The following is a 25870-nucleotide window of genomic DNA, read 5'->3' as shown; positions in this document are numbered from 1 at the left end:
TTTCAGGGCCGTCAACAGCCCGTCACGCGCTTTTTGCCAACCCCACCACCCCTTCAAATCGTCCCTCCAGGGTGGCGGGGCGCGCATTGTGCACATCCGGAGCGGGCTTTGGAAGAGGCTCCGACAAAAAACCTCTGGCGGCTTCATCCGCGGGTTCAGGCAGCCATCAGACGCACCCGCGCGAACGTACGCTTGCCGACCGCCAGCACGCCCTCGAACCCGGGGGCGAACACGCGTTGCGCGTCCTCGATCACCTCGCCGTCGATGCGCACCGCCCGCTCCTTGAGCTTGCGGTTGGCCTCGGAGTTGCTGGGCGTCAGGCCGCAGGCGGTCAGCAATGCGGCGATGCGCAGGCCCTCGGCGGGAATCGCCACCTCGTTCAGCGGCAGCGAGGCGGTGTCGCCTTCGCCACGGACCGCGGCGTTCCAGCCGGCGACCGCGGTTTCGGCCGCTCCGGCGCCGTGGAAGCGAGCGGCCAGCTCGCGCGCCAGGCGCAGCTTGAGGTCGCGCGGGTTGAGCTGGCCGGCCTCGATGTCGCGCTTGAGCGTGGCCGCCTCGGCCGAGGAGATCTCGAAGCTGAGCAGCTCGATCCATCGCCACATCAGCGCATCGCCGATCTTCATCGCCTTGGTGACGATTTCGATCGCCGGCTCGTCGATGCCGATGTAGTTGCCGAGCGACTTGCTCATCTTCTGCACGCCGTCCAGCCCCTCCAGCAGCGGCATGGTCAGCACGATCTGCGGCGGTTGGCCGTGGTGCTCCTGCAGGCCGCGGCCCATCAGCAGGTTGAACTTCTGGTCGGTGCCGCCGAGTTCGACATCGGCCTCCAGCGCGACCGAATCGTAGCCCTGCACCAGCGGGTACAGGAACTCGTGGATCGCGATCGGCTGCCGGGCCTTGTGGCGCTTGGCGAAATCATCGCGCTCGAGCATGCGTGCGACGGTGTGCTGCGCGGCCAGCCTGATCATGTCGGCAGCCGACATGCGGCCGAACCATTCGGAGTTGAACCGCACCTCGGTGCGCTCGCGGTCGAGCACCTTGAACACCTGGTCGGCGTAGGTCTGCGCGTTGGCCAGGACGTCCTCGCGCGTCAGCGGCTTGCGGGTGACGTTCTTGCCGGTCGGGTCGCCGATCATTCCGGTGAAGTCGCCGATCAGGAACACCACCTGGTGGCCGAGGTCCTGGAACTGCCGCATCTTGTTGAGCAGCACGGTGTGGCCGATGTGCAGGTCCGGCGCGGTCGGGTCGAAGCCGGCCTTGATCCGCAACGGGCGGCCGCCCGGCTTCATGGACGCGCCGAGGCGCGCTTCGAGTTCGTCGCGCTTAAGGATTTCATCGGCGCCGCGGCCGATCAGGTCGATGGAGGCTTGCACGGACACGGGTGAACTCGCTGCTGGTGGGGAGGTGAAAACGTGACGCGATCCTCGAACGAAGTTAACCCCCGGTTAAAAAAACGGGAACCCAAAAAAATCATTCAGCTCAAGGGTTTGACTCCGATTTCTCGCGTCTCTATGGTAACCCCGCTACATACCCTTCACACCAGTCCTTCCAGACCTCGCGCCGGAGACGAGACATGACCACCGACCACACCGGAACACCGCGGCCCGGCCCGCAGCGTCGCGAGCGCCTGGCGACCTTGCGCGAAGCCATCCTGCGTCGCCCGGTGCTGGCACGTCGGCTCCCGGATGGGTTCAACGGCCGCTGGTCGCGCCGCCAGTGGATGCAGGCAAGCCTGCTCGCGACCATGGGCATGCTGGTGGTGGCGATCGTGCCGGGTTTCAACCCGAAGCCGTCCACGCCGGCGCAGGCGCCGCGCCAGTCGATGGCGCTCGCGTTGCCGCCGCTGCCCTTGTCGCGCGCGCAGAGCCCGCAGGACGACAGTTGGCAGATCGTGCGGATCGAACCGGGACAGACCCTGGGCGGCGTGTTCGAGCAGCTCGAGATCCCGGCGACCACGATGTACCGGCTGCTCGACCATCCAGGGGTCAAGGAAGTGCTGACCCGGCTGCGCCCCGGCACCGAGCTGGCGTTCGACCTGCCGGTCGATGCAGGGCTGCGCGCGATCCGCTTTGATCGTGACGACACGCACCGGGTCAAGCTCAGCCTGGCCGGCGACACGATCACCGAGACCCTGATCGAGCGCCCGACCCAGACTCGCACCAGAGTAGCCACCGGCGAAATCACCAGCTCGCTGTATGTGGCCGCGCGCAAGGCCGGGCTGTCGCCGGCCACGATCGTGCGCATGGCCGACGACATCTTCCAGTACGACATCGACTTCAACAGCGACATCCGCAAGGGCGACCGTTTCAGCGTGGTGTTCGAGGAAGTCTGGCGCGAGGGCGAGCGCATCGGCACCGGCGACGTGCTCGCAGCCACCTTCACCACCGGCGGCAAGACCTATTCGGGATTCCGATTCGAGCGCGAGGGCAAGGCCGAATACTTCACCGCCGACGGCCGTCCGCTGAAAAAGAGCTTCATCCGCATGCCGGTCCAGTACGCCCGGATCACCTCCGGCTTCAGCCGCGCCCGCGTGCACCCGGTGCTGGGTCGCACCCGCCGGCACGACGGGGTCGACTACGGCGCCGGCACGGGCACCCCGATCATGGCCGCCGGAGACGCGCGCGTGCAGTTCGTCGGCTGGAAGAGCGGCTACGGCCGCACCGTGGTGCTCGATCACGGCAAGGGCAACACCACCCTATACGCGCACATGTCGCGCTTCGGCAAGTACAAGGTCGGCCAACGCGTGGCGCAGGGCCAGACGATCGGCTATGTCGGCAGCTCCGGGCTGGCGACCGGTCCGCACCTGCACTACGAATTCCGCGTCAAGGGCGTGCACCGCAACCCGCTGTCGGTGACGATGCCGCCGCCGGAGCCGCTGAAGGGCGCCGATCTGGTGGCGTTCCGCGCACACGCCGCGCCGGCGCTGGCGCGCATCCAGCAGGTCGAGAGCGTGCGCTACGCCGACGCCCGGCCGGCGCCGGAACAGGCCAAGGGCGGCAAGACCAAGGCCTGAGGCGGTGAGCGCCGCTCCGGCGGATCCGCGGGCCGTCGCGGGCCGGGCGGCCGCCGACGGCCTGTTCCTCGGCCTGATATCCGGCACCAGCGCCGACGGCATCGATGCCGCGCTGGTGCGTTTCAACGCCCCCGCAACCGCCGGGCCCGTCGCCTGCAAACTCGTGCTCGGCCGCACCTATCCGTGGGCGACGCAGTTGCGCCCGCGACTGGTCGCGCTTGGCCAGGGCGGTGCGGCCGATTCGCTGGATGAACTGGGTACGCTGGACGTGCAGATCGGCGAGGCTTTCGCCGACGCCGCCAGGCAGCTGATCGACGAGGCCAGAGTGACGCGCGAGCAGGTCCTGGCGATCGGCTCGCACGGCCAGACCGTGCGCCACCGCCCCGATGGCGCCGGTTTCGACGGCCACCACCCGTTCACCTGGCAACTCGGCGACGGCAACCTCATCGCCGAGCGCTGCGGCATCACCACGGTGGCCGATTTCCGTCGCCGCGATGTCGCCGCCGGCGGCCATGGCGCGCCGCTGATGCCGGCGTTCCATGCCGCGATGCTGCATGCGGCCGAGGAGGACCGGGCGGTGCTCAACCTCGGCGGCATCGCCAACTTCACCCTGCTGCCGCGTACCGCCTCATCGACCGCCGGCACCGTGCGCGGGTTCGATACCGGGCCGGCCAATGCGTTGCTGGATGCCTGGTGCGAACGCCACCTCGGCCAGCCCTACGATGCTGACGGCGCGTTTGCGGCGCGCGGACAGGTCGATGCCGCCCTGCTGGCGCGCCTGCTCGAGGACTCGTGGTTCGCCCTGCCGCCGCCCAAGAGCACCGGCCGCGAACAGTTCCACCTCGACTGGGTGCAGGCCGCGCTGCGCGGTGATGAAGCCGCCGAGGACGTGCAGGCCACGCTGCTCGAACTGAGCGCGGTCACCGCGGCGGACGCGCTGCGGGCGCATCAACCACGCACCCGCCGCGTGATCGTCTGCGGTGGCGGCGTGCGCAACCCGCGGCTGCTGGAGCGGCTTGCCGCGCACCTGCCGCAGACGACGCTGCAGTCGACGGCCGACTACGGGCTCGATCCGGATTTCGTCGAGGCCATGGGGTTCGCGTGGCTGGCCCGGCAGACCCTGGCCGGCTTGCCCGGCAACCTGCCGAGCGTGAGCGGGGCGCGCGGGCCACGCGTGCTCGGCGCGGTGTATCCGGGCTGAGGCTCCCGCCTGCAGCGGGACCGAGCGCCACGCGGTGCCCGATGGCGGGTTGAAACCCGCCCTACCAGTACGAGATCCGTAGGGCGGGTTTTCAACCCGCCGCACCTGGCCGCCGGTGAATACGCCGCCCGGCACCAGGCGACCGTCCGATGCGCTACTCGGCGTCGCGCTTGTTCGGCCGCCGTTCTCCCTGCGGCACATCGGGCATCGGATGCCCCTCGAACAGATGCCGCGCAATCGACTGGTCCGGGCCGCGGCTGGCCGGTGCGGCCGGTTCGGCCGGTTCGGCGCGGCCGATCAGCGAAAAACCAGGATCGTCCGGTACCTCCTCCAGCGCCGCGATCGCGGCCTGCAGCGCAGTGGCATCGGAGTCATCGAACCGCCCGGCCATCTCGCCCTCGCATACGAACAGTCCGTGTTCGAGCAGGTGCATCAGCGCGTCCTGCACACTCCAGCCGTGGCCTTCCGCGATCCGCCGGATGCGCTCCGACAGTATCGGATCGATGTCGCGCAACACGATCTCGCTCATGACACAGCCTCACCCTTGTTCGACGTGGCGCACGGGCTCCTGGATTCGACCCCACAGCCACATCAGCAGCATCATTGTCGGAACCACCGTCAGGGCACTCAGCACGAAGAACGCGACGTAGGAGCTCGCCTCGACAATGTAACCCGATAACCCGCCGACGAACTTGCCCGGCAGGTTGGCCAGCGACACCAGCAGGGCGTACTGGGTGGCGGTGAAATTGCGGTCGGTCAACGACGACATGAAAGCGATCAGCACCACCCCGGCGAACCCCTGGAACAGGTTGTCGGCACTGATCGCGGCATAGAAGGCCCATATCTGCGACGGGTACTGCGCCATCAGCACGAACGCCAGATTCGACACCGCCACCCCGATCGCGGCCAGGAACAGCATCCGGCGGAAGCCGAACGCGGCCACCGCCACGCCGCCGAGGAACGCGCCGGCAATGCCCATCCACACGCCGTAGAGTTTCGATACCGTGGCGATGTCGGCCTTGCTGTAGCCCGAGTCCAGATAGAAGGGCCCGGCCATGACGCCGATCACCTGGTCGGGAAACTTGAACAGGCCGACGAACACCAGCAGCGCCAGCCCGAGCACCAGGCCATTGGTCGAGAAGAAGCTTGAGAACGGCTGCCAGAACGCGCCGAAGAAGTCGATCCGGCGCTGTACGGTCGCCTCCGGGGCGACCGGTTCGCGGCACAGCAGCGTGGTCACGATCGGCAGCAGCATCAATGCGGCCATCGCCAAATAGGCCGTCTGCCAGCCGCGGAACTCGGCCAGGTACAGCGCACCGGCGCCGGCCAGGATCAGGCCGATGCGGTAACCCAGCGTATAGGTCGCCGCCAGCGCGGCCTGCGCATCCACCGGCGCGATTTCGATGCGGTAGGCATCGACCGCCGAATCCTGGGTGGCGCCGGCGAACGAGGCGATCAGCACCCAGATCACCAGCGCGGTCACGTCCATCTCCGGGCGCGTTAGCGCGAGCGCCGCCAGTCCGGCCGTGACGCCGATCTGCGACGCCAGCAGCCAGGAGCGCCGGCGACCGAGGAATGCGGTCAGCGGGAATGCATAGCGGTCGATCAGCGGCGCCCACAGGAACTTCAGCAGATAGAAGAAGCTGGCCAGGCTGATCAGGCCGATGCTGCCCAGGTCCAGCCCGACGTCACGCAGGCGCGTGGACAGCGTCATCGAGGCGATCAGCAGGAACGGCAGGCCGGAGCCGAAGCCGAGCAGCAGCAGCGTGAACGCCGATGGCGTGCCGAACGCACGGCGGATGCCGCGCCAGCCCTTGTAGGCTCCCGCCGCCGCGTCGTTCATCGGCCAAGCTCCCAGGCATAGTCGACGGTGAACGGGGCATGGTCGGAGAAGCGCGGCTCACGCGCGATCGCACACCCGCGCAGCGTGCCGGCGAGCCCCGGGGTCGCCAGCTGGTAATCGAGCCGCCAGCCCACGTCCTTGGCGCGCGCCGCGCCGCGGTTGCTCCACCAGGTGTAGTCCTGGCCTTCGGCATGCAGCGCGCGGTAGGTGTCGACCCAGCAACGGTCGCCGGCCGCATCGCTGCACAGGGCGTTGAGCCAGTCGCGCTCGGGCGGCAGGCAGCCGGAGTTCTTCTGGTTGGACTTCCAGTTCCTGATGTCCAGCGCCGAGCGCACGATGTTCCAGTCGCCGCACAGCACGTACTCGCGGCCGCTGGCGAGCCAGCCGTCGAGCACCGGCTTGAGCCAGTCCATCACCTCGAACTTGAAGCCCTGGCGCAGCTCGCCCGACGAGCCGGAGGGAATGTAGAACGAAACCACGCTGAGGTTGCCGAACCGCGCCTCGATATAGCGGCCCTCCTCGTCGAACGGCGCCCAGTCCAGCGCGGTGCGGACCTCGTCGGGCTCGCGCCGGGAATAGATCGCCACGCCGCTGTAGCCTTTCTTGGTGGCATCGCGGAAGAACGCGCGGTAGCCCTCCGGCAGGAAGCTCTTGTCCAGGCCGTCCGGCCCGCCCAACTGGTGCTCCTGCGCCTTGGTTTCCTGCACGCACAGCAGGTCGGCGTCCTGCGCCGGAAACCAGTCGAAAAACCCCTTGCGGGCGGCCGAGCGCAGCCCGTTGGCGTTGAAGCTGATGATGCGCATGCGGGCTCCGCGGGATGAGTGCCCGGATCATAACAACGCGATCACGGCCGGACCCGGACGTGTGTGGCCTATCATTCACCTCATGCCGGCTCCGTCGCCCCCGCCTGTCCGCATCCACGTCGCCCCGGTCGATGCCGGCTCGGCGCCGGAGGTGCGTGCGCTGCGTGCCGCGCCGGAGCAGACCGCCTGCGTAGGCGATCACCCGTTCAATCTGCTCGACGCCGAGCGCGACCCGCTCAGCGAGCCGATGGCGGTGTTCGCCGACCGGACGGTGGTCGGCTTCTATCGGCTCGACTTCGCCCCGAATGCGATCGCCGGGCGCAGCCTGGGCGCACCCAGCGTCGGCCTGCGCGCGATGCTGATCGATGAGCGCATGCAGGGCCGCGGCTACGGCACGCGTGCGGTGCGTGCGTGCTGCGCCGACCTGCGCCGGCGCCACCCGCGGCGGCGGGTGCTGGCCCTGGCCGTGCATCGCGACAACCCCGCGGCGCTGGCCGCGTATCGCCGGGCCGGGTTCCTCGACAGCGGCGAGCGACTGGCCGGCGGTGACGCGGGGCCACAACAGCTGCTGCTGTACTGGCTGCACGGGTCCGCGCAAGGCGACACGCCTGGCCGCCGGCCGCCCGCCCTCATCGACCAAAGCCCCCCATGACCGACCACCGCAACCGATTCCTGCAGCTCGCGCTGCGCGCTCAGGCACTGCGCTTCGGCGAGTTCACCCTCAAGTCCGGCCGCCAGAGCCCGTATTTCTTCAACGCCGGACGGTTCGATTCCGGCGCGGCCCTGGCCGAGCTGGCCGGCTGCTACGCCGATGCGATCGATGCGCATGCGGCCGCGCACGACCAGCCCGATTTCGACCTGCTGTTCGGCCCCGCGTACAAGGGCATCCCGCTGGCGACTGCGCTGGCCTGCGAGTACGCGCGCCGCGGCCGCGACCTGCCGGTCGCGTTCAACCGCAAGGAAGCCAAAGCCCACGGCGAGGGCGGCAGCCTGGTCGGGGCGCCGCTGGGCGGCCGCCGCGTGCTGATCGTCGACGACGTGATCACCGCCGGCACCGCCATCGCCGAGGCGCTGGCGATCATCGCGCAGGCCGGCGGCGAGGTTGCCGGCATCGTGATAGCGCTGGATCGGCAGGAGGTGGTCGATCCGGCGGTCTCGCGACGCTCGGCGGCAGAAACTGTCGCGCAGGAACAGGGACTGCCGGTGGTGGCGGTCGCCAGCCTCGGCGATCTGCTGGCCTTCACCGGCACCAGCACCGAGTTTGCCGCGCAGCGCGAGCGCCTGCTGGCGTATCGCCAGGCCTATGGCAGTCTCGGCGCGGCCTGAGCCGGCGAAGTCGGGGTTGCCGCATCGTGGCCCGAGTCTTGCTTTAGCTCTTCGAAACAACCTGCACAAGCTACCGTTGCATATGAAGAAATCCATTGCACTGCTGACCGCGACTTTGCTACTGAGCCTGGCTCCGCTCGCGCTTGCGCAGAAGTCGGCACCGGCCAAGAAGGTCTACTGCTGGGACGACAACGGCCGCCGTGTCTGCGGCGATGCGCTGCCTGCATCGGCGGTCGACAACGCCCGCACCGAGATCAGCGCCGTCAGTGGCCTGACCACCCGTGCGGTGGACCGCGCGCTCACTCCCGGAGAGCGCGCCGCCGCCGACGCCGACGCCGAAGCCAATGCCGCTGCGGCAGCCGCCCTGGCTGCGGCGGCGCGGCGCGACCGCGCGATGGCCGAGTCGTATGCCAGCGAAGCCGAGCTGCGCCGCGCTTTCCAGCACCGCATCACCTTGCTCGATGAGACGGTGAAAGCCTCCCAGCTCGGGATCGCCGGCCTGCGCCACAGCCTGCTGAGCCTGCTGCGACGCGCCAGCGACAGCGAGTTGGGCGGCAAGCCGATACCCAAGCCGCTGACCGCGACCATCCAGACCCAGCACGACCAGCTGCTGCGCCAGCAAAGCCTGCTGGCAGAGCAGCGCCGCGACCGCGGCGAGATCGAGGGCGAGTTGGAGGGGGCCTTGCAGCGCTACCGCGAGATCAAGTCGCCCGACGGCGCGGACAGCTGACCGGTCATCGGGGACAACCCCCTCTCCCGCTTGCGGGAGAGGGCTGGGGTGAGGGCGCGCGGAACGGGCTTGCGTCGACTGACGGGTGTCGTGCGCCCTCATCCGCCCTGCGGGCACCTTCTCCCGCAAGCGGGAGAAGGAAACGCGGGAGCGGGAAGGCTAACCCATCCCCTCCCTTGCCCTCCCCTTGAAGGGGAGGGCAATCGGAGTGCCGCTGCGCGGCACCACTTTTAGAAGGGCAACTGCAGGTTGGGGTCTACCGCCAGCAGCTGCGCTTGGAAGTCGGCCTTGATCCGGACCATCGCCTCCTTGCTGTCGGCGTCGAAACGCAGCACCAGCACCGGGGTGGTGTTGGAGGCGCGCACCAGGCCCCAGCCGTCCGGCCAGTCCACCCGCAGGCCGTCGATCGTCGACAGCCGCGCGCCCTCGAACTTGGCCGCAGCCACGAAGCGCTCGACGAAGCTGTGCGGGTCGCCGCCCGGCGCTTCGACCTTGATCTCGGCCGTGGCCACGCCATCGGGCAGTGCCATCAATGTCTCGCTGGGGCTCTGCGGTCGCGCCGCCAGGATCTCCAGCAGGCGCGCGGCGGCGTAGATGCCGTCGTCGAAGCCGTACCAGCGCTCCTTGAAGAAGAAATGCCCGCTCATCTCGCCGGCCAGCTCGGCGTCGGTTTCGCGCATCTTGGCCTTGATCAGCGAGTGCCCGGTCTTCCACATCAGCGGGCTGCCGCCGTGGCGCAGGATGTGGCCGGGCAGGCGGCCGGTGCACTTGACGTCGTAGATGATCATCGCGCCGGGATTGCGCTCCAGCACGTCGGCGGCGAACAGCATCAGCAGGCGGTCGGGATAGATGTTCGCGCCTTCGCGCGTCACCACGCCGAGGCGGTCGCCATCGCCGTCGAAGGCGATGCCCAGGTCGGCGTCCAGCCGGCCGACCATCTGGATGAGGTCGGCCAGGTTGGCCGCGTCACTCGGGTCGGGGTGATGGTGGGGGAAGGTGCCGTCGATCTCGCAGTACAGCGGCGTGACCTCCGCGCCGATCGCCTCGAGCACGCGCGGGCCGAGCTCGCCGGCGACGCCGTTGCCGGCGTCGACCACGACCTTCAGCGGCCGGTCGATCTGCACGTCGGAGGCCACGCGCTGCACGTAGTCCTCGTTGATGTCGCGCGAATGCAGGTTGCCCGGCGCTTCGGCAGTGTGCAGGCGGTCGTCGGCGATGCGTGCGTACAGGTCGGTGATGGCGTCGCCCGACAGGGTCTCGCCGCCGACGACCACCTTGAAGCCGTTGTAGTCGGGCGGGTTGTGGCTGCCGGTGACCGATACGCAGGAGCCGGCGCGCAGGTGGAACGCGCCGAAGTAGATCAGCGGCGTCGGCGCCATGCCGATATCGGTGACATTGCGACCGGCCTTGCGCAGGCCGCGGATCAGGCCTTCGACCAGATCCGGGCCGGACAGCCGACCGTCGCGGCCAACCACGATGTCGGTGAGTCCCTGCTCGTGCATCAACGAACCGACCGCATGGCCGATCAGCTCGGCGACGCTGGCATCGAGGCTCTGGCCGACAATCCCGCGGATGTCGTAGGCGCGAAAGATGCCGCGGTCGATCGCGACCGGAGTCGCGGCTGGTCTGGATTCGGGTTTGCTCACGGGCACCGCTGCAGGTGTGGGGGGGGATTGTTTGAGCGATTCGGCCAGGGTCCGCTCGGCGGCGTCCCCGGTCTCGTCAGCATCGGCGTCGGCAGGCGAGGTGCGAATCTGCGGCGGGCGCCAGGCCAGCAGGGCCAGCAGCGCGAGCACGGCGGCGGCGACAAAGCAGCCCAGTGCGCCGAACCCGAACGGGCCGCCGGCCACGTCGGGCACGGCGGCAACGACGCGCAGGTTGCTCTCGGGCACCTTGGCGGCCAGCGCTTCGGCGCCATTGGACAGGCTGGTATCGCCGCGCTCGATCACGCTCTGGCTGCTCTGGCGCAGGGCCAGGTAGCTGTCGTCCGCAACCTCGGCGTCCTCCACGCCGGCGGCGATGCGCCGCAACGGCATCTGCACGGTGGCCACCCCGGCCAGCCGCTCACCGCGGTGCACCGGCGCGGCGAGGACCAGTTGCATCGCGCTGCCGTCGCGGATCACCCAGGCGACCGGACCGTCGGTGGCGATCGCCGCCTCGAGCGCGGCCAGGCGGCCGTAGCTGCCGGGCTGCTTGGATTCGGCCAACGCGCTGTAGGCATCATCGAGATCGGACGCGAGCACCTGGCCACTGCTCGCGCCGGGCCAGCCGTCGGTCAGACGGGTGCCGGCCAGTTCGAGGTCGCCCTCGGCAATGGCCGCTTGGAAGCCGGTGCCGGCCAGTTGCTGTTCCAACTGCCGGTGCTCGGACAGCAGCGCCGAGCGCACCGACTGCACGGCCAGATCGCGCGATTGCTGCAGGTCGCTTCGGCGCGCATCGTCACGGTGCTGCTGCCAGCCGCTCCACGCGAACCAGGCGGCCAGCAGCAGTGCGGCGGCGATCACCACCGGCCGCAGCGGCTTGAGTTGCTCGGCCGAGAACTGTGGCCGTTCGATGTTGAGATTCATGTTCCGCCCCTGGATGGCTGCACGGGATCTGCCGGCATGGTCACACGCCCGCCGCTCAGCGAACGCCGGTATGGCCGAAGCCACCGGCTCCGCGCGCGCTGGTTTCGAACGCATCGACCACCTGCAACGTCGCCCGCACGATCGGCAGGACGACAAGCTGGGCGATGCGATCTCCCGGCTGCATCGTAAAAGCCTGTCCGCTGCGATTCCACACACTGATCATCAACGGCCCCTGGTAGTCGGCATCGATCAGGCCGGTGCCGTTGCCCAGCACGATGCCGTGTTTGTGGCCCAACCCCGAGCGCGGCAGGATCACCGCGCACAGTCCCGGATCGCCCAGGTGCATCGCCAGGCCCGAGGGTACCAGCGCGGTATCGCCCGGCTGCAGGACCAGCTCCGCATCGAGCGCCGCCCGCAGGTCGAGCCCGGCGCTGGCCTGGGTCGCGTAGGCCGGCAGCGGCCACTGGTCGCCGAAGCGCGCATCGAGGATTTTCAGTTGCAGGGTGTGGTGCATGGGGCGCCTTTGTGGAGCTTTTGACACGGATTTACGCGAATGGGCACGGATAAAGCTTTTTGGATTTCTTTTCCGGACCTCGGCAATCCGCCATCGGCGCAATGCCGACTCATGTTTTTCCCGGCGAAGCCAGAGCCAGGCTAAACCGGACGACGTCCCCGCTCTGGATTACCCGCTGCGCGGGAACAACAGCGCAACAGCAGCATTCGCGCATCTCGCTGATTGAACCCGCCTTCGCTCTGATCCGTGTCTATCCGCGTTGATCCGCGTCCCGCACCTGATCCTGGGCCGCCATCAACCGCGCAGCGATCACGTCGAGCAGCGCTTCGGCCAGCTGCGTCTTCGGCGATGGCCCGAGTGCGCACTCGCCATCGCGCCAGTAGATCGACAGGGCGTTGTCGTCGGCCTCGAAGCCGCTGCCGGGCACACCGACGCGGTTGGCCGCGATCAGGTCGAGCCGCTTGTTGACCAGTTTGCCGCGCGCATAGCCCTCGACGTTGTCGGTCTCGGCGGCAAAGCCGACCACCAGCGACGGCCGCTGCGCGTGCGCGGCGACCTCGGCCAGGATATCCGGCGTGCGCACCAGTTCGAGGGTGAACGTGTTCTGGCCCGGCTGCTTCTTGATCTTGCCGCAGGCGACCTGGCGCGGGGTGTAGTCGGCCACCGCCGCCGCACCGATGTAGACCTCGAGCGGCCGTGCCGCGGTCACCTCGGCGAGCACCGCTGCATGCATCTGCGCCGCCGAGCGGACATCGATCCGGGTGACACCGGACGGGGTCGGCAATGCGACCGGGCCGGCCACCAGCACCACCTTGGCGCCGCGGCGCGCGGCCACATCGGCGATCGCAAACCCCATCTTGCCGCTGCTGCGGTTGCCGATGAACCGAACCGGATCGACGTCCTCGAATGTTGGGCCGGCGCTGACCAGCACGCGCCGGCCGGTCCAGGCCGAAGGCGAGCCGGCCGATCGTGCATCCACGCTCACGCGACCGGCTCCGCCAGCGCGGCGACCAGCGCGTCCGGCTCCAGCAGGCGCCCTTCGCCGACTTCCCCGCAGGCCTGGCCACCCGATGCCGGGCCGAGCACCGCGATGCCGCGCGCACGCAGGATCTCGATGTTGGCCCGGGTCGCCGGGTTGGCCCACATCAGCCGGTTCATCGCCGGTGCGACCGCGACCGGTGCGTCGGTCGCCAGGCACAAGGTGCTGACCAGGTCGTCGGCCAGGCCGTGGGCAAGCTTGGCGAGGGTATTGGCGCTGGCCGGCGCGACCAGGATGCGCTGCGGCCAGCGCGCCAGCTCGATATGGCCCATTGCCGCCTCGGCGGCCTCGTCCCACAGCGAAGCGCGTACCGGATGGCCCGACAGCGCCTGGAAGGTGGCCGCACCGACGAAGCGACCGGCGTTCTCGGTCATCGCCACGCGCACCTCGGCCCCGGCATCGCGCAGGCGGCGCACCAGCTCGGCCGCCTTGTACGCGGCGATCCCGCCACACACGCACAGCAGCACCCGTGTGCCTGGCAGCGAAAGGCTCGGCTCGGCCATCGGTGAAGAAAATCCCTACCTGCAGATCGGCCGTTAGCTTACCCGATGGCACGGGGGCGGCCGATGCAGCGCCCGGCGCGACGGCACTACGGTGTGGACCTGTTCGCAGGTTTCCGTTGTCCGTTGTCTGTCCTTCCTACGTCCATGGATTCCAACATGCACATCCGCGACTGGCCGGCGGCCGAACGCCCCCGTGAAAAACTGCTGGCGCGCGGCGCCGGCGCACTGTCGGATGCCGAACTGCTGGCGATCTTCCTCGGCTCGGGCCTGCGCGGACGCGACGCGGTCGGCACCGCGCGAGAGCTGCTCGCCGGCCACGGGCCGCTGCGGCGACTGCTGGAATGCACGCCGGCCGAACTGGCCAAATTGCCCGGCCTCGGCCCGGCCCGGGTCTGCCAGCTGGCCGCCGCACTGGAGCTGGGCCAGCGCCATCTGTCGGCGGACCTGGAACGTGGCGCCGCGCTGAGCGATCCGCAGGCCGCGGGCCGCTATTTCGCCCAGCGTCTGCGCGGCCTGCCGCACGAGGTATTCGCCGCGCTCTTCCTCGACACCCGGCATCGCGCGATCGCGTTCGAAGAGTTGTTCCGCGGCACCCTGGACGGCGCCGAAGTGCATCCGCGCGAGGTGGTGCGGCGCGCGCTGGCGCTGAACGCGGCGGCGGTGATCGTCGGCTATGAGATTAGGCTAGTTTGTAACAGTTAGTTACACCAGAATCCCATAACAATCAAAATGATAGCTACTGTCGCCGACTGGCCAGGCCTAGAGTCTTGCGTCTTCCATCAAGTCCTTGACACTGACACCCAACCCCCGCGCAACTCGATACATCGTATGTAACGTAATGTTCCGCTCGCCACGCTCTATTGCACTGTAGTAAGCGCGGTGCATCTTTATAAGGTCCGCGAAGCTCTCTTGACTGCGATCTAGCGCCGTACGGCGCTCCCGCATTGCCGAACCCAGACGCTTCTGCAAGGTAGCCGCTTCCATCAGCGCAAGCTACGGAAGGACTACTTTTACGGCTACGCCTATACTTGTAGTCTACATATATGTTCCATCGCGAGTCACGATATGGTCATCTGGTTGCTCGATGAAGGTAGGACTGAGGCGCTCCAGGTACCGGTATCCGACCTGATTAGCGAAGCACTCGACGCGCAGTGGCGCCGTGCAACGTCGGAAGAGATGCATGACCAACTCATAGCCAGGCTCGCCTCCTGCGTTGGAGCTGGAGTAGAACTTGCGCTTGACCCCGACCTTCGCTCACCTACAAAACGTCAGGTCGACTTCGCCGCTACGGTCGCTCGGTCGCTTTGCTTATCCCTTCCTGCCGATGCACTTAGATTTCGCGGAGCGATGAGTGCTTTTCTCGACCGTCATGCCGACGGATTTCAACAATGCCAAGCCAAAGCCAAAGCCATCTTTTTGGGCCCGATGTCGAAGCCTTAGGTCGGTACGCCCCCGGCTCCTCCGCGATGGGTCTATCGTTCCCAGCTTCCTCGGTAGGGCGACCCACCTAGCCGCGCCCCCAGCACCAAACAACCACGCTCACGCCCGCCACAGCGATGCTGCACTGGAATATCAGCGGCCGGAGGTACCGCCGTCGCCACTTGGGGTCATGCACCTTCATCGGATCGAAGCTCCCGGAATGAAGGCCGGCAGGGCGCTGTCCCTGCGCCCCAACGTGCGTTGGACTGCCTACGGCCCACACGTATGCCGACCAGTGCCTAGCGTGGCAGTTGACCTAACGGGAGACAGTCAGTCGAAGCCGCGCCCCGGAGTAGGAAAACCCCTAATCTGGTGTGTCGGAAGCCGGCTCTCGGACTCTTATCGCTGCCCAGCAGCGAAACCACAACGTGTTCGCCCAGCAGGATCAGTTCGACTGATCAGCCTAGTGTCCCCAAAGCAGCCGCAGATCGCGCAAAAGGGCATAGGGTTGGTCGGAGGTCCAATAGACACGTCCCCCACGAAACCAGAAGTGTGCGCCGCAGTGTTCCCGACGCCATACCGATGGGGTTAGGGATCCGCCGCTTTCAAGGTTCAGCCGCCAGCACGGACGCTGATCTGCGAAGAGGTTCAGATGCAGGGTCGCTTGGCAGCCGCAGGGGCAGACCATCGCGGCGGCCCAGGTGTCTCCGCCCTCAGAGAGTACGTACAGTGCCTTCTTCTCCAGCACCTCTGGAAAGTCGTCCTCGATCTCGACAATCCGGAAGCGTGGCCGTGCCGCGCTTCGCAGCGTGCAGATCAGGTCCCTCAAGAAGTTAGCCATACTTTGCGTGATCCGAAAGCTCGGGCAAGCCTAGCAACGGGGTTCGATCTCCTAGGCCGCCCCGACCTTTTATGATGGGGCAAACCGTACTGTGCTGCTCATGCAGAATGGTCATGTCTGCCAGATCCAGTTGCAGGTGCTCATAGGTGCGGTTGGGCGAGTCACGGAACGGGTGGAGCCGTGCAAGCAGTTCGGTAACCGCCATTGCGGCCAGTTGAAAGTTGATGCTGACCACTGCTGGCCGCGAAGTCGGTGCACCTCGGATATAGCCGTCCTTCACCTGCTGGGCATGTGCATCTGGATCGCTGCGACGGAGCCCCGCGGCTCTCACATCTTCCATCGTAAAGAGCCCCCGGCTAATGAGGCTGGACCCGCCAGGCTGCAGGTAGTGGATGCTTCCGCAAGCTGCCTGAATATTGCCGTTCTTTTCGTTGGCGACGAGGCGGACGCCCACGTCGATGTACGGGAGCACGTAATCCGTCGCAAGAAGGTTGAGGAGGAAGCGGCCATCGATGCTGTCCATGCAGCCGAATACCAAGTCGCACTCGGCAACCGCATGAACGGCTTCTGCGCTCCATAGATTCCGGGGCACCACGCGGACCGTCGTTCCAAGGTCCATGCGTCGAACCGCATCGGCCAAGACATCGACCTTGCGGCGCCTGGCTTCCGCATCCTCCCTAGTGGCATTCGGGATGCGGTTTAGGTTTCGAACCTCGACGACATCATCGTCCACCAGGACCAGCTCCCTCGGTGCGAGGCGCGCGATCTGCTCGATCAGGGGGGCGCCCGTCCCGGAGCATCCGACGACGGCAATCGACATGTCGCCCAGCAAGCGGAAGGTCTCCTCACCGAAGGCTGCGACATGCGACGCCGCGGACTCGCCCAGCGTGGCACCGATAGCCCACCGCCGCAGATCGTCTCCCACGCACTGAATGGCATCGAGTGCAACCAGAGTTCCATGCCGGTCGAGGTAGCGCCCGAACATGGCTCCACTCGGCAGCATCACCACACTGGCGTGAAGGCGATCACTTGCTTCGACCCAGTCGCGAATAGCCGGTAGAAGGCGCAGATCGCCCGCGGTGTCGGTTTCCGAGAACTCTGGGATCCCGGTGGGATGGCTGTGTACCTTCACCAGTGTCCAACCCTCGCGCTCTGCACGATCCAGTAGCGGCACGATGCAGTCGGTTCTCCACGTGAGTTGCACCGGGGTGCGTACCGAGCACTCCGAGTAGGGGATCGCATGGACTTCGCGAACGAGCAAGCGATGCGTGTGAGCGCTCTTTAAGCGTCCACAAAGCAGGATCGCAGCGGCCTCCTCGCCGTCGCCCGGGAACAGGTGCTGCTGAAGCTGCGCGTGGTGCTGCCCGGTCAAAGTCAGGATCACGCGCATAGTGGCATCTCCCGGCGAAACCATTCCTCGATGGATAGGATGTGCCGCTCAAGGCCGTCCACGCCCGCAATCCACGGATTGGCGGCGGTGTAGTGCCTCGACCAGCGCTGGTACTGGGTGCCGTGAATGGCCTGATGCGCTTGGGTACGCCGAAGAGGCTGGCCATCACGGCGAGCCATAGGTGGGTGGACGTAGACCATGTCCAAGGCGGCTAGGGGATAGCCGGTCTCGATCCGGATAGCGACCGTCACCGCTGCCGAGGTATAGCCACCATGCTGCGTACTGAAGTCATGGATCAGGACCCACTGGCTGCCGTCGACCGTGGTCTCCCACGGACGACCGTAGCCGTCCAGGAAGAGGACATCTTCGGGGGGAAGGTCGAACTCGCGCCGAGCGTCCATGAACTCAGCCTTCGGTTTGGTCGTTGGGCAGCGCCTTGAACTTCTCGGCACCCGGCTGGGTCAAATCCACATGCTCGTTCGGTTCGATCCGATCGAAGGCGCCCCCATGCAGCTTGAGGCGCAGAGTCCACAGGTTCACTGGGACTAATCCGGCCTTTTCGAGGATCTGCTCCCGAGTCGGATTGGGGAGTTCGAAGACGAAGGACTCTCGGTTCACGCGGATCCGATATCCCTTGGCCTTGGGGGGCTTCACGCTCCGGCTAGCGTAGTCGGCGAGGTCGATGACCTCGTCGAGCATCTGGTCATCGATGGCTTCGGCGTCGTCGTGCTTCTGGTCGTTACTCATTTGCCTTCTCCTATGGTTCGATGCAGCTTGTGGCGACTCCGTCGCACGCCCTGCGTCACACTTTCCTTCTTAGCTCTTCGTTATGGTGTCTGCACAGACAACAGTCATGGTAGGCTTTACGGCCCTCCTGACCCCTATGGGACATATCTGGGAGGGCTTCTGTTGTCCAGTTAGACAACAAGCTAGGGCAATAAGTTCCGCCTGTCAAGGAGGCATCGTGTCGTTACCCCCCCTGGGAGAGGCTCTGCGGTTTTTTCGGGAGCGTCGTGAGCTGTCGTTGCGTGAAGCGGGCCAATTGGCCGACGTGGATCACGCCTACATACATCGTCTGGAAACGGGTCAGAAGGAGTCCCCTTCGTCCGAGGTTCTGGAGCGCCTCATCAGGATCTTGAAGCCATCAGCTCGGGACGCCGAGATACTGGTCTACCTATCGGACCACCCTTCCGGGGATGCGGCCTTGGTCCGATACGTACTTGAGAGTCCTTCAGTACCAATCGAGACTTTCGAAGTGGCGTATGGCGTCCGTCATCGCGGAGCGACCAGGCCCGAACCGAAGGCTCTAATCGAGCGCGCTCAAAGGGTGATTGATGCAGACGATGAATGACTTCACAGCAGAGCAACGCGCCCGAAAATTCGTCCGGGCAGTGGCCCCGACGTCAGTTCCTGTTTCGCTAGAGGCGTATCTCGCTCACATCGACGCCAAGGCCATCGTTGACGATGATCTTGGCGAAGGCGAGGCCGGTTACACGATGACGGTGAAAGGCCGTCACACGATTGGCGTCAATGCCAGAGATTCTGAGCGTCGCCAGCGCTTCACGATCTGTCATGAGATCGGGCACGTTGTGCTGGAGCTGGAGTCGGAACATGGTGACCTGTCCTGGAGCTACGAGCGTCGGCCGCCTAACGAGGTGTGCTGCGATATCTTCGCTGCGGAGCTTTTGCTCCCCGTGTCGTTGTTCAGGCCGGAGGTGCTCAAGATGGAGATTAATGCCCAGTCCATGGCGGATCTGGCTGAGCAGTTCAATGCATCGCTGTTGGCGACCGGCTCACGCATGGTCGCCTTCTCTCCCGAGCCATGTGCATTCGTCGTTTCGCAAGGGGGCAAATTGAAGTACGCGTTCCGCTCTCCTGCCTTGCGTGACGCGAAGCTCTGGGTCCCTTCCGGCATCGCGCTGCCCGACCACTCAATGTCTGCAGCATTGCGCAAAAATTCAGCCGGAGCCGGGCCGATCGAGCTGGATGCGGATGTCTGGTTTGACGATGTCGAGGGCGGCATTGTGCTTGAAGATGCGATTTACGATGCCTCAAGGGACCAGACGCTGACACTCTTGCGCCTAGATGCTGAGGAATTGCCCGAGAGGACGGAATCTATCGCCCATAGCCGAGAAGAGGACGACGGGGGCCTGAAGGAACTGGATGGGCACCTGCCTTGGCCCAGCAAACGCTAGAAACGTTGCGGTGATCAACTTTTATCGACCCAGCGGTAATGGCTGCTTCTGGCCGCAAGCGGACGTCATAGGGCAGAAGATTAGGGAACGCTATGGAGGGTAGGCGAAGGGAGCTTCGCGACCCTGACGGAAGTCCGCGGCAGTCGAGTCAGCTGCGCACCTGGCTGGGCCGCTAATCCGAAGAGCAGCTTCCTTGTACCTCCTAGACTACGTGTCAACATAACCAAGCTGCCTACAAGAGACTGCGGAGTTCCGTTTGAGCTTATTGAAGACACTCTCGATTGCCGGGTACCGCGGCTTCAACGTGCAGCGCGTGATTCATCTGGCCATGCCGGAGGACCGGCGCGAGGGCAGTGGCCTAACAGTCATTACTGGCGCCAACAACTCGGGTAAGTCGACGGTGATCGAAGCGCTGCGGGCTCGATCAGGCCACCAGACGCCGAGCTTCTCCGAGGGGGTTCGCAATAAACACGCGGATTTCGTGCGAATCGTTTACGAGTTTGAGAAACGGACCGCTGGAGAAAACGGCCAGCCTGGCCGTGTCGAAGGTCAAACCGAGGTGATCGAGAGCCAGGCCGCAGGCAGCAGTCAATCGGTCCATACAAGGGATGACGTCGATGTCACGGCTCGGCCCGGGTACGAACCTGATCCGATCCGCGTGGTCCCTTCGCGCCGAGGTTTCCAGCCCTATTTCGCGCGAGCGCAGGGAACGTTGCAGGACTATCAACAACAGGTCGGCCTACCTGCCCGCCGGATGGCGGAGTTGACTTCGTTCGAGATGCGGCTCTTCGAAATCGAGAAAGATCCTAGCAAGTTCAACGCGTTGCTCGGTGAGCTGCTGGGATACATCCCGCAGTGGACCATCGATCAGTCATCGGAGGGCAACTACTACATTCGTCTGCGCAACGGGGCGGCGAGCCACTCCAGCGACGGTGCGGGCGAAGGCATTGTCAGCCTGTTCTCCATCGTCGACGCGCTCACGAGTACCTCTGCCGGCGGTATCGTTGCCATTGACGAGCCCGAGCTGTCCCTCCATCCGGCGATCATTCGACGCGTGGTGCGTGCCATCGTCCGGCTGTCTGCCGAAATGCAGATCGTCATTGCGACGCATTCCCCGTACTTCATTGACCCTGCAGCGATCGCTCAAGGTGCTGCGCTCGTTCGGATCGCCGCCGAAGGCGAGGGCTCGAACGTCTACCAGCTCAGCGATCAGGGCCGGGCGGCGCTGAAGAAAATCCACGATCCAGAGAACCCCAACACCAAGGCGCCACACACGTTTGGTCTGGATGCCCGAGAGCTGTTCTTCCAAGATGATGGCATCGTGCTTACCGAGGGTCAGGACGACGTGATGCTGTATCCGGTCGTGGCGCGTCAGCTGCCGATCGGCCGCGTGCCGGGCCACCTGTTCGGCTGGGGCGTTGGCGGCGCCGGGAACATGGGACACGTCTGCCGTCTTCTCCAGGGAATGGGTTACAAGAAGGTGGCCGGGCTTCTGGATAACGACCAGGCAGCTACCTTGCCAAGGCTCCGACAGGATTTTCCGGACTACAGGTTCTTCACGATCCCGGCCAAGGACGTGCGCGACAAAGACGCGGTGGACCCACGATCCGCTGTTCGCGGACTGCTCCAGGACGCAAAATTCTTGCGCGAAGAATATCGCGAGCCGATGGCGTCAATCTTCGAGTCCCTTCGGGCAGCTCTCGAAGGCGAAGCGACCCAAGGTTCAACTTCGGACGATGGGGCTGACGCGTAGCGACCGCTTGGAGACAAGCCGACCAGGGTCTAGTCTGCTGATGTGATCGACCGACGTCCGCTTTCGACCCAAAGCGGACGTCGAACCGAGAGCTGATTTAAGCCGCGCCGCGAAGTGTCGAGACGATTTGGCAGGTGGCACTCCAGAATATCACTGGAACGCTTCTTTCTTCTTCAGCTTCCAGTATTCCAAACACAAAATCCTCAGCTCGTTGACGTCATCAGTCAGGCGGGGATTTTCGAACTCCTGCTCTGTAAATACTGCCAGACACGTCTCGTTGAAATACGTCTTTTGCAACAGTTCCTGGACCAACACCTTCACCGTGCTGGAGATGTGTTTCACAGTTTCGCTGTCAATTTGCGGTTGATAGACCGCTGCGCCGGCGTGCGCTACTCCTCCTACGCTGGCGGTCGAACCAGACATCGCCGAATCTTTGAGCTTTTCAAGCATCGCCAACGTCTCGGCCCATGTTTCCATTTCTTGTTTCGCAACAGCCTCGGCTTGGTCGGCCGCCGCCTTTGCCGCTGCCGCTGCGGACTCGCGTTTCATTGCCGCCGCCAGCTCTGCACGCAGAGAATCATTCTGCGGGGTTGTTGGTGTCACCTGTGCCTGGGCGGTCGCGACCGCGGTCATGGCTTGGGTATGCTCCGTTGCCGACTGCTCCGCCGCTGCCTTCTTCGTCACGTAGCTCGATCTAGCGGCTGCCTCGCGCTCACGCGCGGCACTGAGGTTCTCAGCATTGCCCACTATTGCCGCAGACGAACTTGCGGACCCGCTTGGGGCAAGCGTCACCGGTGCCGCGACCACGGCGCCCGTCAGGGACTCAATGGCCATTATTACTACTGTGAGATCCTGGCTCCGCGCCATTAATACCGAAATCTGTGCTCTGGAGAGTTTGCCGTTCAACATCATTTCGCACGTGCGATACAAGGTGTCGCGCATCAACGTGATCGACTGGGTACGCAAGCCGATCGAGCCAGCCAAGCCGTTGAAGGCGGTGGATGCGGCGACAGTGTTGCCGGGAAGGCTACCGCTACCAACGCCCAGCGCCGCGGCGTACGCGGCGAGAGCGTCGGGACTAGGCTCAGCGCAGTACCCCTCCGCCGTGAATACAACGAGACGCTGCTGGGCATCCAAATGGATCGCGCGCCCAGCACCATCAGCGAGGGGCAATCGGCTATGACGGTCCAACGTTTGCAGGTTGGCGCAGCCGACAATCAGCAGGAATAGAAGCATGACAGCACCTTGCCGCAAGTAGCGAATGGCCATCATGAGTTTCCTTTTTTGTTCGAGAAGTTCGTAAACACCGGCGCCCGAGTCGATATGACGAAATGGAGCTCGCACCGCTGTCAGGCTGTAACGACGTCTGGCGGATTTTCCGGCCACCCCGGGCAAGCTTGCGCGGATTACCGTTGCAATGGGGGCGCTGGCGGAGTCGAAACCACCTGTTGCTGGACGATTGAATTTTGGCGGCTGACACGAGTGTATGCGCGCAGTCGGGTCGAAAAGCAGATCATCCGACCTGCAAAGTTCGAGGGCATTGATGGCCTCAAGGCATTGACCATCGCTTAGTAGCAAGCGACCGCTTCTGGCCGATAGCGGACGCAACCGTCGCTACCACCAGTAGCTCGGCCGCTCAGGTTCCGGTGCGTCTAGGACTCTGTCAGACACCTTGATCATTGGATCAACCCATGCGGCCTTTTGCGTCGCCCATGCTGCCCATGCGGCAGCATCCGAATGCAGTGCGCCGTGCTCTTTGCCTTGCGCTACACCATCGATATAGGCGCGAATCTGGTTCGCCATCGCCCAGTTCCGCGCATCCCTCCTTAGTTGCCTGAAAGCCTGTCTTTCATCGGAGCGCTCCTTCATCTTGGTGGCATAGCGATCCTTTGCTGCTTGCCGCTCGGCTTCCGCTTGCGCCTGTTCCTCTTCGCGCTGTCGCATCTCGATGGCTACAGCAGCAATGCCCGGGATGATCTCGGATAGGCGCTTTTCGAGTTGCGTCCTGGGAGTGTCTCGCCAGGTCCTAGATGGGCAGCGGCCCACGGTCAGTGTCAGCTGGCCACTTGGGTGATAGTCGTATTGCGGGATGTGTGGATAAGGGGCGTTCTTATCACGGTATGATCTGTTCCAGTAGCGCTCCTGCGCTTTTTTCTCCTCGGGAGTGATCTCATGGCGTGTGCGGCCGACGTGCTCTGTCAGGGTAATGGGAAGATCAACGCCGTCTAGACGGAGCAAGGTTTCCTTCTTTTCGGAGTTAATGCGGACCTCTCCGGACCTGCCGGCAGTTGCCTTGAGCAGAACGTCCATTATCAACAGCGCCCGGTCCAAAGAGCGTTCCGTGACTTCGATATTCAGGATCTCGTCGGGCGCCGACCGAAGCCCCTTGTGGTGGCTCCACCCGGTCTTTCTCTTCAATCGGTTCGTTGCGGCTCGAATTAATGGATGTGGATCCACCAGCTCGCTGGGGAATTCGATGTCTCGCATGGCCCTTTTTGCCTCGGCCGCCTTCTGCTTGGCTTCAGAAAAAGCGATTTGCGCGTCGTCAGTCAGACGTCGAAGTTGAACCTTTTGGTCTTGGTCGGGCTTGGCTTTGGGCAGTGGCGGTCTGCGAGGGGACTGGCCAGCTTGCTTGCGTGCCCAGAACCCGCGATTCGGGAGTGGGACGCCCATGCGTTTGCACATTTTGGCAAAGCCGACTCCAGATAATCCGAACTGGGGGGCGAGTTTGGAGACGGGCTCGCTCCAGACCAGTTCGTAAAGTCCTTCACGATCGAGCCATTCATCATCTTGTTTCATGAGCGTGCCCCTCGAATTGACCGGCCTTTAGCGCAATTCCCTGAAGCCTGGTTTATACCTGCGCAATACGCTCAGGGCGTGTCGCGACACCGTGCAACGGCCTTCACCAGCACGCGCATCGTGCGCCACTTCAACACTGACCAGGAAGCCCTTCATGGTGGGGCAGCTGGGTGCACGGCCAGGCGTTGGCAAGTGCGTGTCATTGCGCGCCGACGGAAGGTTCGTTCTTGGCCGGCAGCGGGCCGGGACTTCAGTGGCCGCGGGTGATGCTCCGCATGCGCCGGTAATCGTTCCTATGAGCTAGGGCTATGAACCCCTTTGGAGACAATGTCTTAGGGCATCTCAGCCCCTGCGAAGGTGGCCGGTATGCTGGTTCGTGAAGGATACTGTCCGTCTGCTTCTGGAGATCCGCTGAATGCCTTTGCTGTCCTGGTTCAACCGAGACGCCGACCTGACCCGCGCGGCGTTGGCCCCCTACCGGCTCCTGGAGCCGGTGGCGCGCCTGTCCCATGGCGATGTCGACTCCTCGAACATGCTCATCGAAGGGGACAACCTCGACGCACTGAAGGCCTTGCTGCCCTACTACGCAGGGCAGGTGAAGTGCATCTTCATAGATCCGCCTTACAACACGAAGAGCGCCTTCGAACAATACGACGACAATTTGGAGCACGCCAAATGGTTGTCCATGATGTATCCCAGGCTTGAGCTGTTGCGAAAGTTCCTTTCCGCGGATGGATCAATCTGGATCACCATCGATGACAACGAGGGGCACTACCTAAAGGTCATCCTCGACGAGCTGTTTGGCCGCGGCCGATTTGTTGCAACGTGTGTATGGCAGAAGCGCTATTCGCGAGAGAACCGAGAAGCAATTGGTGATGTCCACGACTACCTCATGGTCTTCGCGGAGGATCCAGCTCGATTCAAGAAAATTCGAAATCGGGTTCCCTTCACGGATAAGCAGGCGGAGGTCTACCGCAACATCGATCCAGCATCGAATCGCCGATGGCGCCCCATTCCCATGACGGCTCAGGGCTATCGAGCCAATCAGATGTATTCAATCACGGCTCCGGGGGGCGCGGTTCATGTCCCGCCCGAAGGACGATGCTGGAGCACGATCGAGCCCGAGTTCCTGAAGCTCAAGGCGGCCGGCCGGATCTACTTTGGCAAGAACAACAACTCACAACCCAATATCATCCGCTTCCTCGATGAAACCGAGGGTGTTGTGCCTTGGACATGGTGGCCTTCAGACGAAGTAGGCCATACCGATGAGGCGGCCAAAGAGCAGCACCAGTTGATGGGGAAGAACGACACGTTCGCTACCCCCAAACCCGAACGGCTAATCAAGCGAATTCTGGATATCGCAACCAACCCAGGCGACCTAGTCCTGGATAGCTTCCTAGGTTCGGGGACAACCGCAGCTGTCGCGCACAAGATGGGACGGCGCTGGATCGGAATTGAAGAAGGGCAGCACGCCCGTAGCCATTGCCAACCTAGAATGGTAAAGGTTGTTGAAGGTGAGCAGGGTGGAATCTCCGCAGCCGTCGGCTGGAAAGGGGGCGGTGGATTTCGGTTCTACAAGCTTGGAGTGCCCGTTTTCGATGAGAACGGACACATCCGCGAGAGCATCCGGTTCGAGCACTTGGCCGCCCATGTCTGGTTCGCTGAAACCGGCACTGCGCGTTCCACACGCGCCAAGAAGGAAGCCCTTCTTGGCGAGCATGCTGGGGTCGGGTACTACCTGTTGTTTAACGGCATCCTGGGGGACGACAGCAAGAGTGGCGGCAACGTCCTGACCAAGCGCGTGCTGCGGTCTCTGGCGCCGTTCGATGGGCCGAAGGTGATCTATGGCGAGGCTTGCGCGCTGCCCGAAGAGCAACTGCGTGAGTTGGAGATCACCTTTAAGCAGACCCCTTACGACATCAAGGCGCACTAAC

General features: G+C 64.8%; 23 protein-coding genes and 2 pseudogenes. 11 read left to right on the top strand and 14 right to left on the bottom strand.

What is annotated here, in order from left to right:
• Nucleotides 1-155: 155 nt before the first annotated feature.
• Nucleotides 156-1379 carry a tyrosine--tRNA ligase gene (tyrS, locus tag ACJQWM_RS10350; RefSeq protein WP_332706325.1) on the bottom strand — a complete coding sequence of 408 codons (1224 nt, stop codon included), beginning with the start codon at nt 1377-1379 and terminating at the stop codon, nt 156-158.
• Nucleotides 1380-1573: 194 nt separating this feature from the next.
• Between tyrS and ACJQWM_RS10345 the strand changes: the two genes are divergently transcribed.
• Together ACJQWM_RS10345 and ACJQWM_RS10340 are read left to right on the top strand one after the other, a co-directional pair.
• Nucleotides 1574-3013: a peptidoglycan DD-metalloendopeptidase family protein gene (locus ACJQWM_RS10345; protein WP_332706322.1), complete on the top strand. Its 1440-nt coding sequence runs from the start codon at nt 1574-1576 to the stop codon at nt 3011-3013.
• A gap of 4 nt (nt 3014-3017) precedes the next feature.
• Nucleotides 3018-4214: an anhydro-N-acetylmuramic acid kinase gene (locus tag ACJQWM_RS10340; protein WP_332706319.1), complete on the top strand. Its 1197-nt coding sequence runs from the start codon at nt 3018-3020 to the stop codon at nt 4212-4214.
• A 154-nt stretch (nt 4215-4368) separates the two neighbouring features.
• Here the strand turns inward: ACJQWM_RS10340 and ACJQWM_RS10335 are convergent, their stop codons facing one another.
• The 3 genes from ACJQWM_RS10335 to ACJQWM_RS10325 are packed head-to-tail and all read right to left on the bottom strand — an operon-like array spanning nt 4369 to nt 6860.
• Nucleotides 4369-4743: a hypothetical protein gene (locus tag ACJQWM_RS10335; RefSeq protein ID WP_332706315.1), complete on the bottom strand. Its 375-nt coding sequence runs from the start codon at nt 4741-4743 to the stop codon at nt 4369-4371.
• Between the two features lie 9 nt (nt 4744-4752).
• Nucleotides 4753-6057 (bottom strand): AmpG family muropeptide MFS transporter, encoded by a 1305-nt coding sequence (locus ACJQWM_RS10330; protein ID WP_332706312.1) that lies wholly within the window; start codon nt 6055-6057, stop codon nt 4753-4755.
• Entirely contained in the window at nt 6054-6860 is an 807-nt protein-coding gene (locus ACJQWM_RS10325; protein WP_332706309.1) for an exodeoxyribonuclease III, read from the bottom strand. The genes ACJQWM_RS10330 and ACJQWM_RS10325 overlap by 4 nt, the downstream gene beginning before the upstream one ends.
• A gap of 82 nt (nt 6861-6942) precedes the next feature.
• Here ACJQWM_RS10325 and ACJQWM_RS10320 point away from each other — a divergent pair, with 82 nt between their 5' ends.
• From ACJQWM_RS10320 to ACJQWM_RS10310, 3 genes are all read left to right on the top strand, one after another.
• A complete protein-coding gene (locus ACJQWM_RS10320; protein WP_332706306.1) occupies nt 6943-7512 on the top strand; it encodes a GNAT family N-acetyltransferase in 570 nt (189 codons plus the stop codon).
• Complete coding sequence (pyrE, locus tag ACJQWM_RS10315) at nt 7509-8186, top strand: orotate phosphoribosyltransferase (RefSeq protein ID WP_332706303.1); 678 nt, start codon at nt 7509-7511, stop codon at nt 8184-8186. Before ACJQWM_RS10320 ends, pyrE begins: the two co-directional genes overlap by 4 nt.
• Before the next feature lie 82 nt (nt 8187-8268).
• Complete coding sequence (locus ACJQWM_RS10310) at nt 8269-8916, top strand: hypothetical protein (RefSeq protein ID WP_332706300.1); 648 nt, start codon at nt 8269-8271, stop codon at nt 8914-8916.
• Between the two features lie 230 nt (nt 8917-9146).
• On the opposite strand, the gene ACJQWM_RS10305 is transcribed toward ACJQWM_RS10310, so the two are convergent.
• The 3 genes and pseudogenes from ACJQWM_RS10305 to coaBC form a co-directional block, all read right to left on the bottom strand.
• On the bottom strand, nt 9147-11483 hold the full coding sequence (locus ACJQWM_RS10305; RefSeq protein ID WP_332706297.1) for a phosphomannomutase/phosphoglucomutase: 2337 nt from the start codon (nt 11481-11483) through the stop codon (nt 9147-9149).
• 55 nt (nt 11484-11538) lie between these two features.
• The gene (dut, locus tag ACJQWM_RS10300; protein WP_332706294.1) at nt 11539-11997 is read right to left on the bottom strand and encodes a dUTP diphosphatase; all 459 of its coding nucleotides are present in this window, start codon (nt 11995-11997) and stop codon (nt 11539-11541) included.
• A gap of 250 nt (nt 11998-12247) precedes the next feature.
• Nucleotides 12248-13539 (bottom strand): annotated as a pseudogene (coaBC, locus tag ACJQWM_RS10295) (bifunctional phosphopantothenoylcysteine decarboxylase/phosphopantothenate--cysteine ligase CoaBC).
• 156 nt (nt 13540-13695) lie between these two features.
• Between coaBC and radC the strand changes: the two are divergent.
• Nucleotides 13696-14214: pseudogene (radC, locus tag ACJQWM_RS10290) on the top strand (RadC family protein); the annotation flags it as partial.
• 84 nt (nt 14215-14298) lie between these two features.
• Here radC and ACJQWM_RS10285 read toward each other — a convergent pair.
• Nucleotides 14299-14523 (bottom strand): helix-turn-helix domain-containing protein, encoded by a 225-nt coding sequence (locus tag ACJQWM_RS10285; RefSeq protein WP_332706291.1) that lies wholly within the window; start codon nt 14521-14523, stop codon nt 14299-14301.
• Nucleotides 14524-14604: 81 nt separating this feature from the next.
• Between ACJQWM_RS10285 and ACJQWM_RS10280 the strand changes: the two genes are divergently transcribed.
• The gene (locus ACJQWM_RS10280) at nt 14605-14979 is read left to right on the top strand and encodes a hypothetical protein (protein ID WP_411306806.1); all 375 of its coding nucleotides are present in this window, start codon (nt 14605-14607) and stop codon (nt 14977-14979) included.
• Nucleotides 14980-15421: 442 nt separating this feature from the next.
• On the opposite strand, the gene ACJQWM_RS14255 is transcribed toward ACJQWM_RS10280, so the two are convergent.
• From ACJQWM_RS14255 to ACJQWM_RS10260, 4 genes are read right to left on the bottom strand one after another with little or no spacing between them, the layout of a single operon-like run.
• A complete protein-coding gene (locus tag ACJQWM_RS14255; RefSeq protein ID WP_441005051.1) occupies nt 15422-15799 on the bottom strand; it encodes a ubiquitination-like system serine protease family protein in 378 nt (125 codons plus the stop codon).
• Nucleotides 15792-17189: a ThiF family adenylyltransferase gene (locus ACJQWM_RS10270; RefSeq protein ID WP_330969988.1), complete on the bottom strand. Its 1398-nt coding sequence runs from the start codon at nt 17187-17189 to the stop codon at nt 15792-15794. The genes ACJQWM_RS14255 and ACJQWM_RS10270 overlap by 8 nt, the downstream gene beginning before the upstream one ends.
• Entirely contained in the window at nt 17180-17590 is a 411-nt protein-coding gene (locus tag ACJQWM_RS10265) for an E2/UBC family protein (protein WP_332706286.1), read from the bottom strand. The genes ACJQWM_RS10270 and ACJQWM_RS10265 overlap by 10 nt, the downstream gene beginning before the upstream one ends.
• Before the next feature lie 4 nt (nt 17591-17594).
• Entirely contained in the window at nt 17595-17936 is a 342-nt protein-coding gene (locus ACJQWM_RS10260) for a multiubiquitin domain-containing protein (protein WP_332706283.1), read from the bottom strand.
• A gap of 82 nt (nt 17937-18018) precedes the next feature.
• On the opposite strand from ACJQWM_RS10260, the gene ACJQWM_RS10255 reads away from it, so the two are divergent.
• The 3 genes from ACJQWM_RS10255 (at nt 18019) to ACJQWM_RS10245 (ending at nt 21137) form a co-directional block, all read left to right on the top strand.
• On the top strand, nt 18019-18540 hold the full coding sequence (locus tag ACJQWM_RS10255; RefSeq protein WP_330969908.1) for a helix-turn-helix domain-containing protein: 522 nt from the start codon (nt 18019-18021) through the stop codon (nt 18538-18540).
• Nucleotides 18533-19384, top strand: coding sequence for an ImmA/IrrE family metallo-endopeptidase (locus tag ACJQWM_RS10250; RefSeq protein WP_332706280.1), 852 nt, complete (start codon nt 18533-18535; stop codon nt 19382-19384). Before ACJQWM_RS10255 ends, ACJQWM_RS10250 begins: the two co-directional genes overlap by 8 nt.
• Nucleotides 19385-19640: 256 nt before the next feature.
• On the top strand, nt 19641-21137 hold the full coding sequence (locus ACJQWM_RS10245; protein WP_330969906.1) for an ATP-dependent nuclease: 1497 nt from the start codon (nt 19641-19643) through the stop codon (nt 21135-21137).
• A gap of 150 nt (nt 21138-21287) precedes the next feature.
• Here the strand turns inward: ACJQWM_RS10245 and ACJQWM_RS10240 are convergent, their stop codons facing one another.
• Together ACJQWM_RS10240 and ACJQWM_RS10235 are read right to left on the bottom strand one after the other, a co-directional pair.
• Nucleotides 21288-22406: a hypothetical protein gene (locus ACJQWM_RS10240; RefSeq protein ID WP_332706277.1), complete on the bottom strand. Its 1119-nt coding sequence runs from the start codon at nt 22404-22406 to the stop codon at nt 21288-21290.
• Between the two features lie 345 nt (nt 22407-22751).
• Nucleotides 22752-23936, bottom strand: coding sequence for a hypothetical protein (locus ACJQWM_RS10235; protein WP_330969904.1), 1185 nt, complete (start codon nt 23934-23936; stop codon nt 22752-22754).
• 415 nt (nt 23937-24351) lie between these two features.
• Between ACJQWM_RS10235 and ACJQWM_RS10230 the strand changes: the two genes are divergently transcribed.
• Nucleotides 24352-25869: a site-specific DNA-methyltransferase gene (locus ACJQWM_RS10230; protein WP_330969903.1), complete on the top strand. Its 1518-nt coding sequence runs from the start codon at nt 24352-24354 to the stop codon at nt 25867-25869.
• The last annotated feature ends 1 nt before the right edge of the window (nt 25870 follow it).

It is taken from the genome of Novilysobacter longmucuonensis, from assembly GCF_046600735.1.
GTDB lineage: Bacteria > Pseudomonadota > Gammaproteobacteria > Xanthomonadales > Xanthomonadaceae > Novilysobacter_A > Novilysobacter_A longmucuonensis.
Note: the sequence above shows the minus strand (reverse complement) of the source record. Positions and strands in the feature narration are given on the sequence as shown.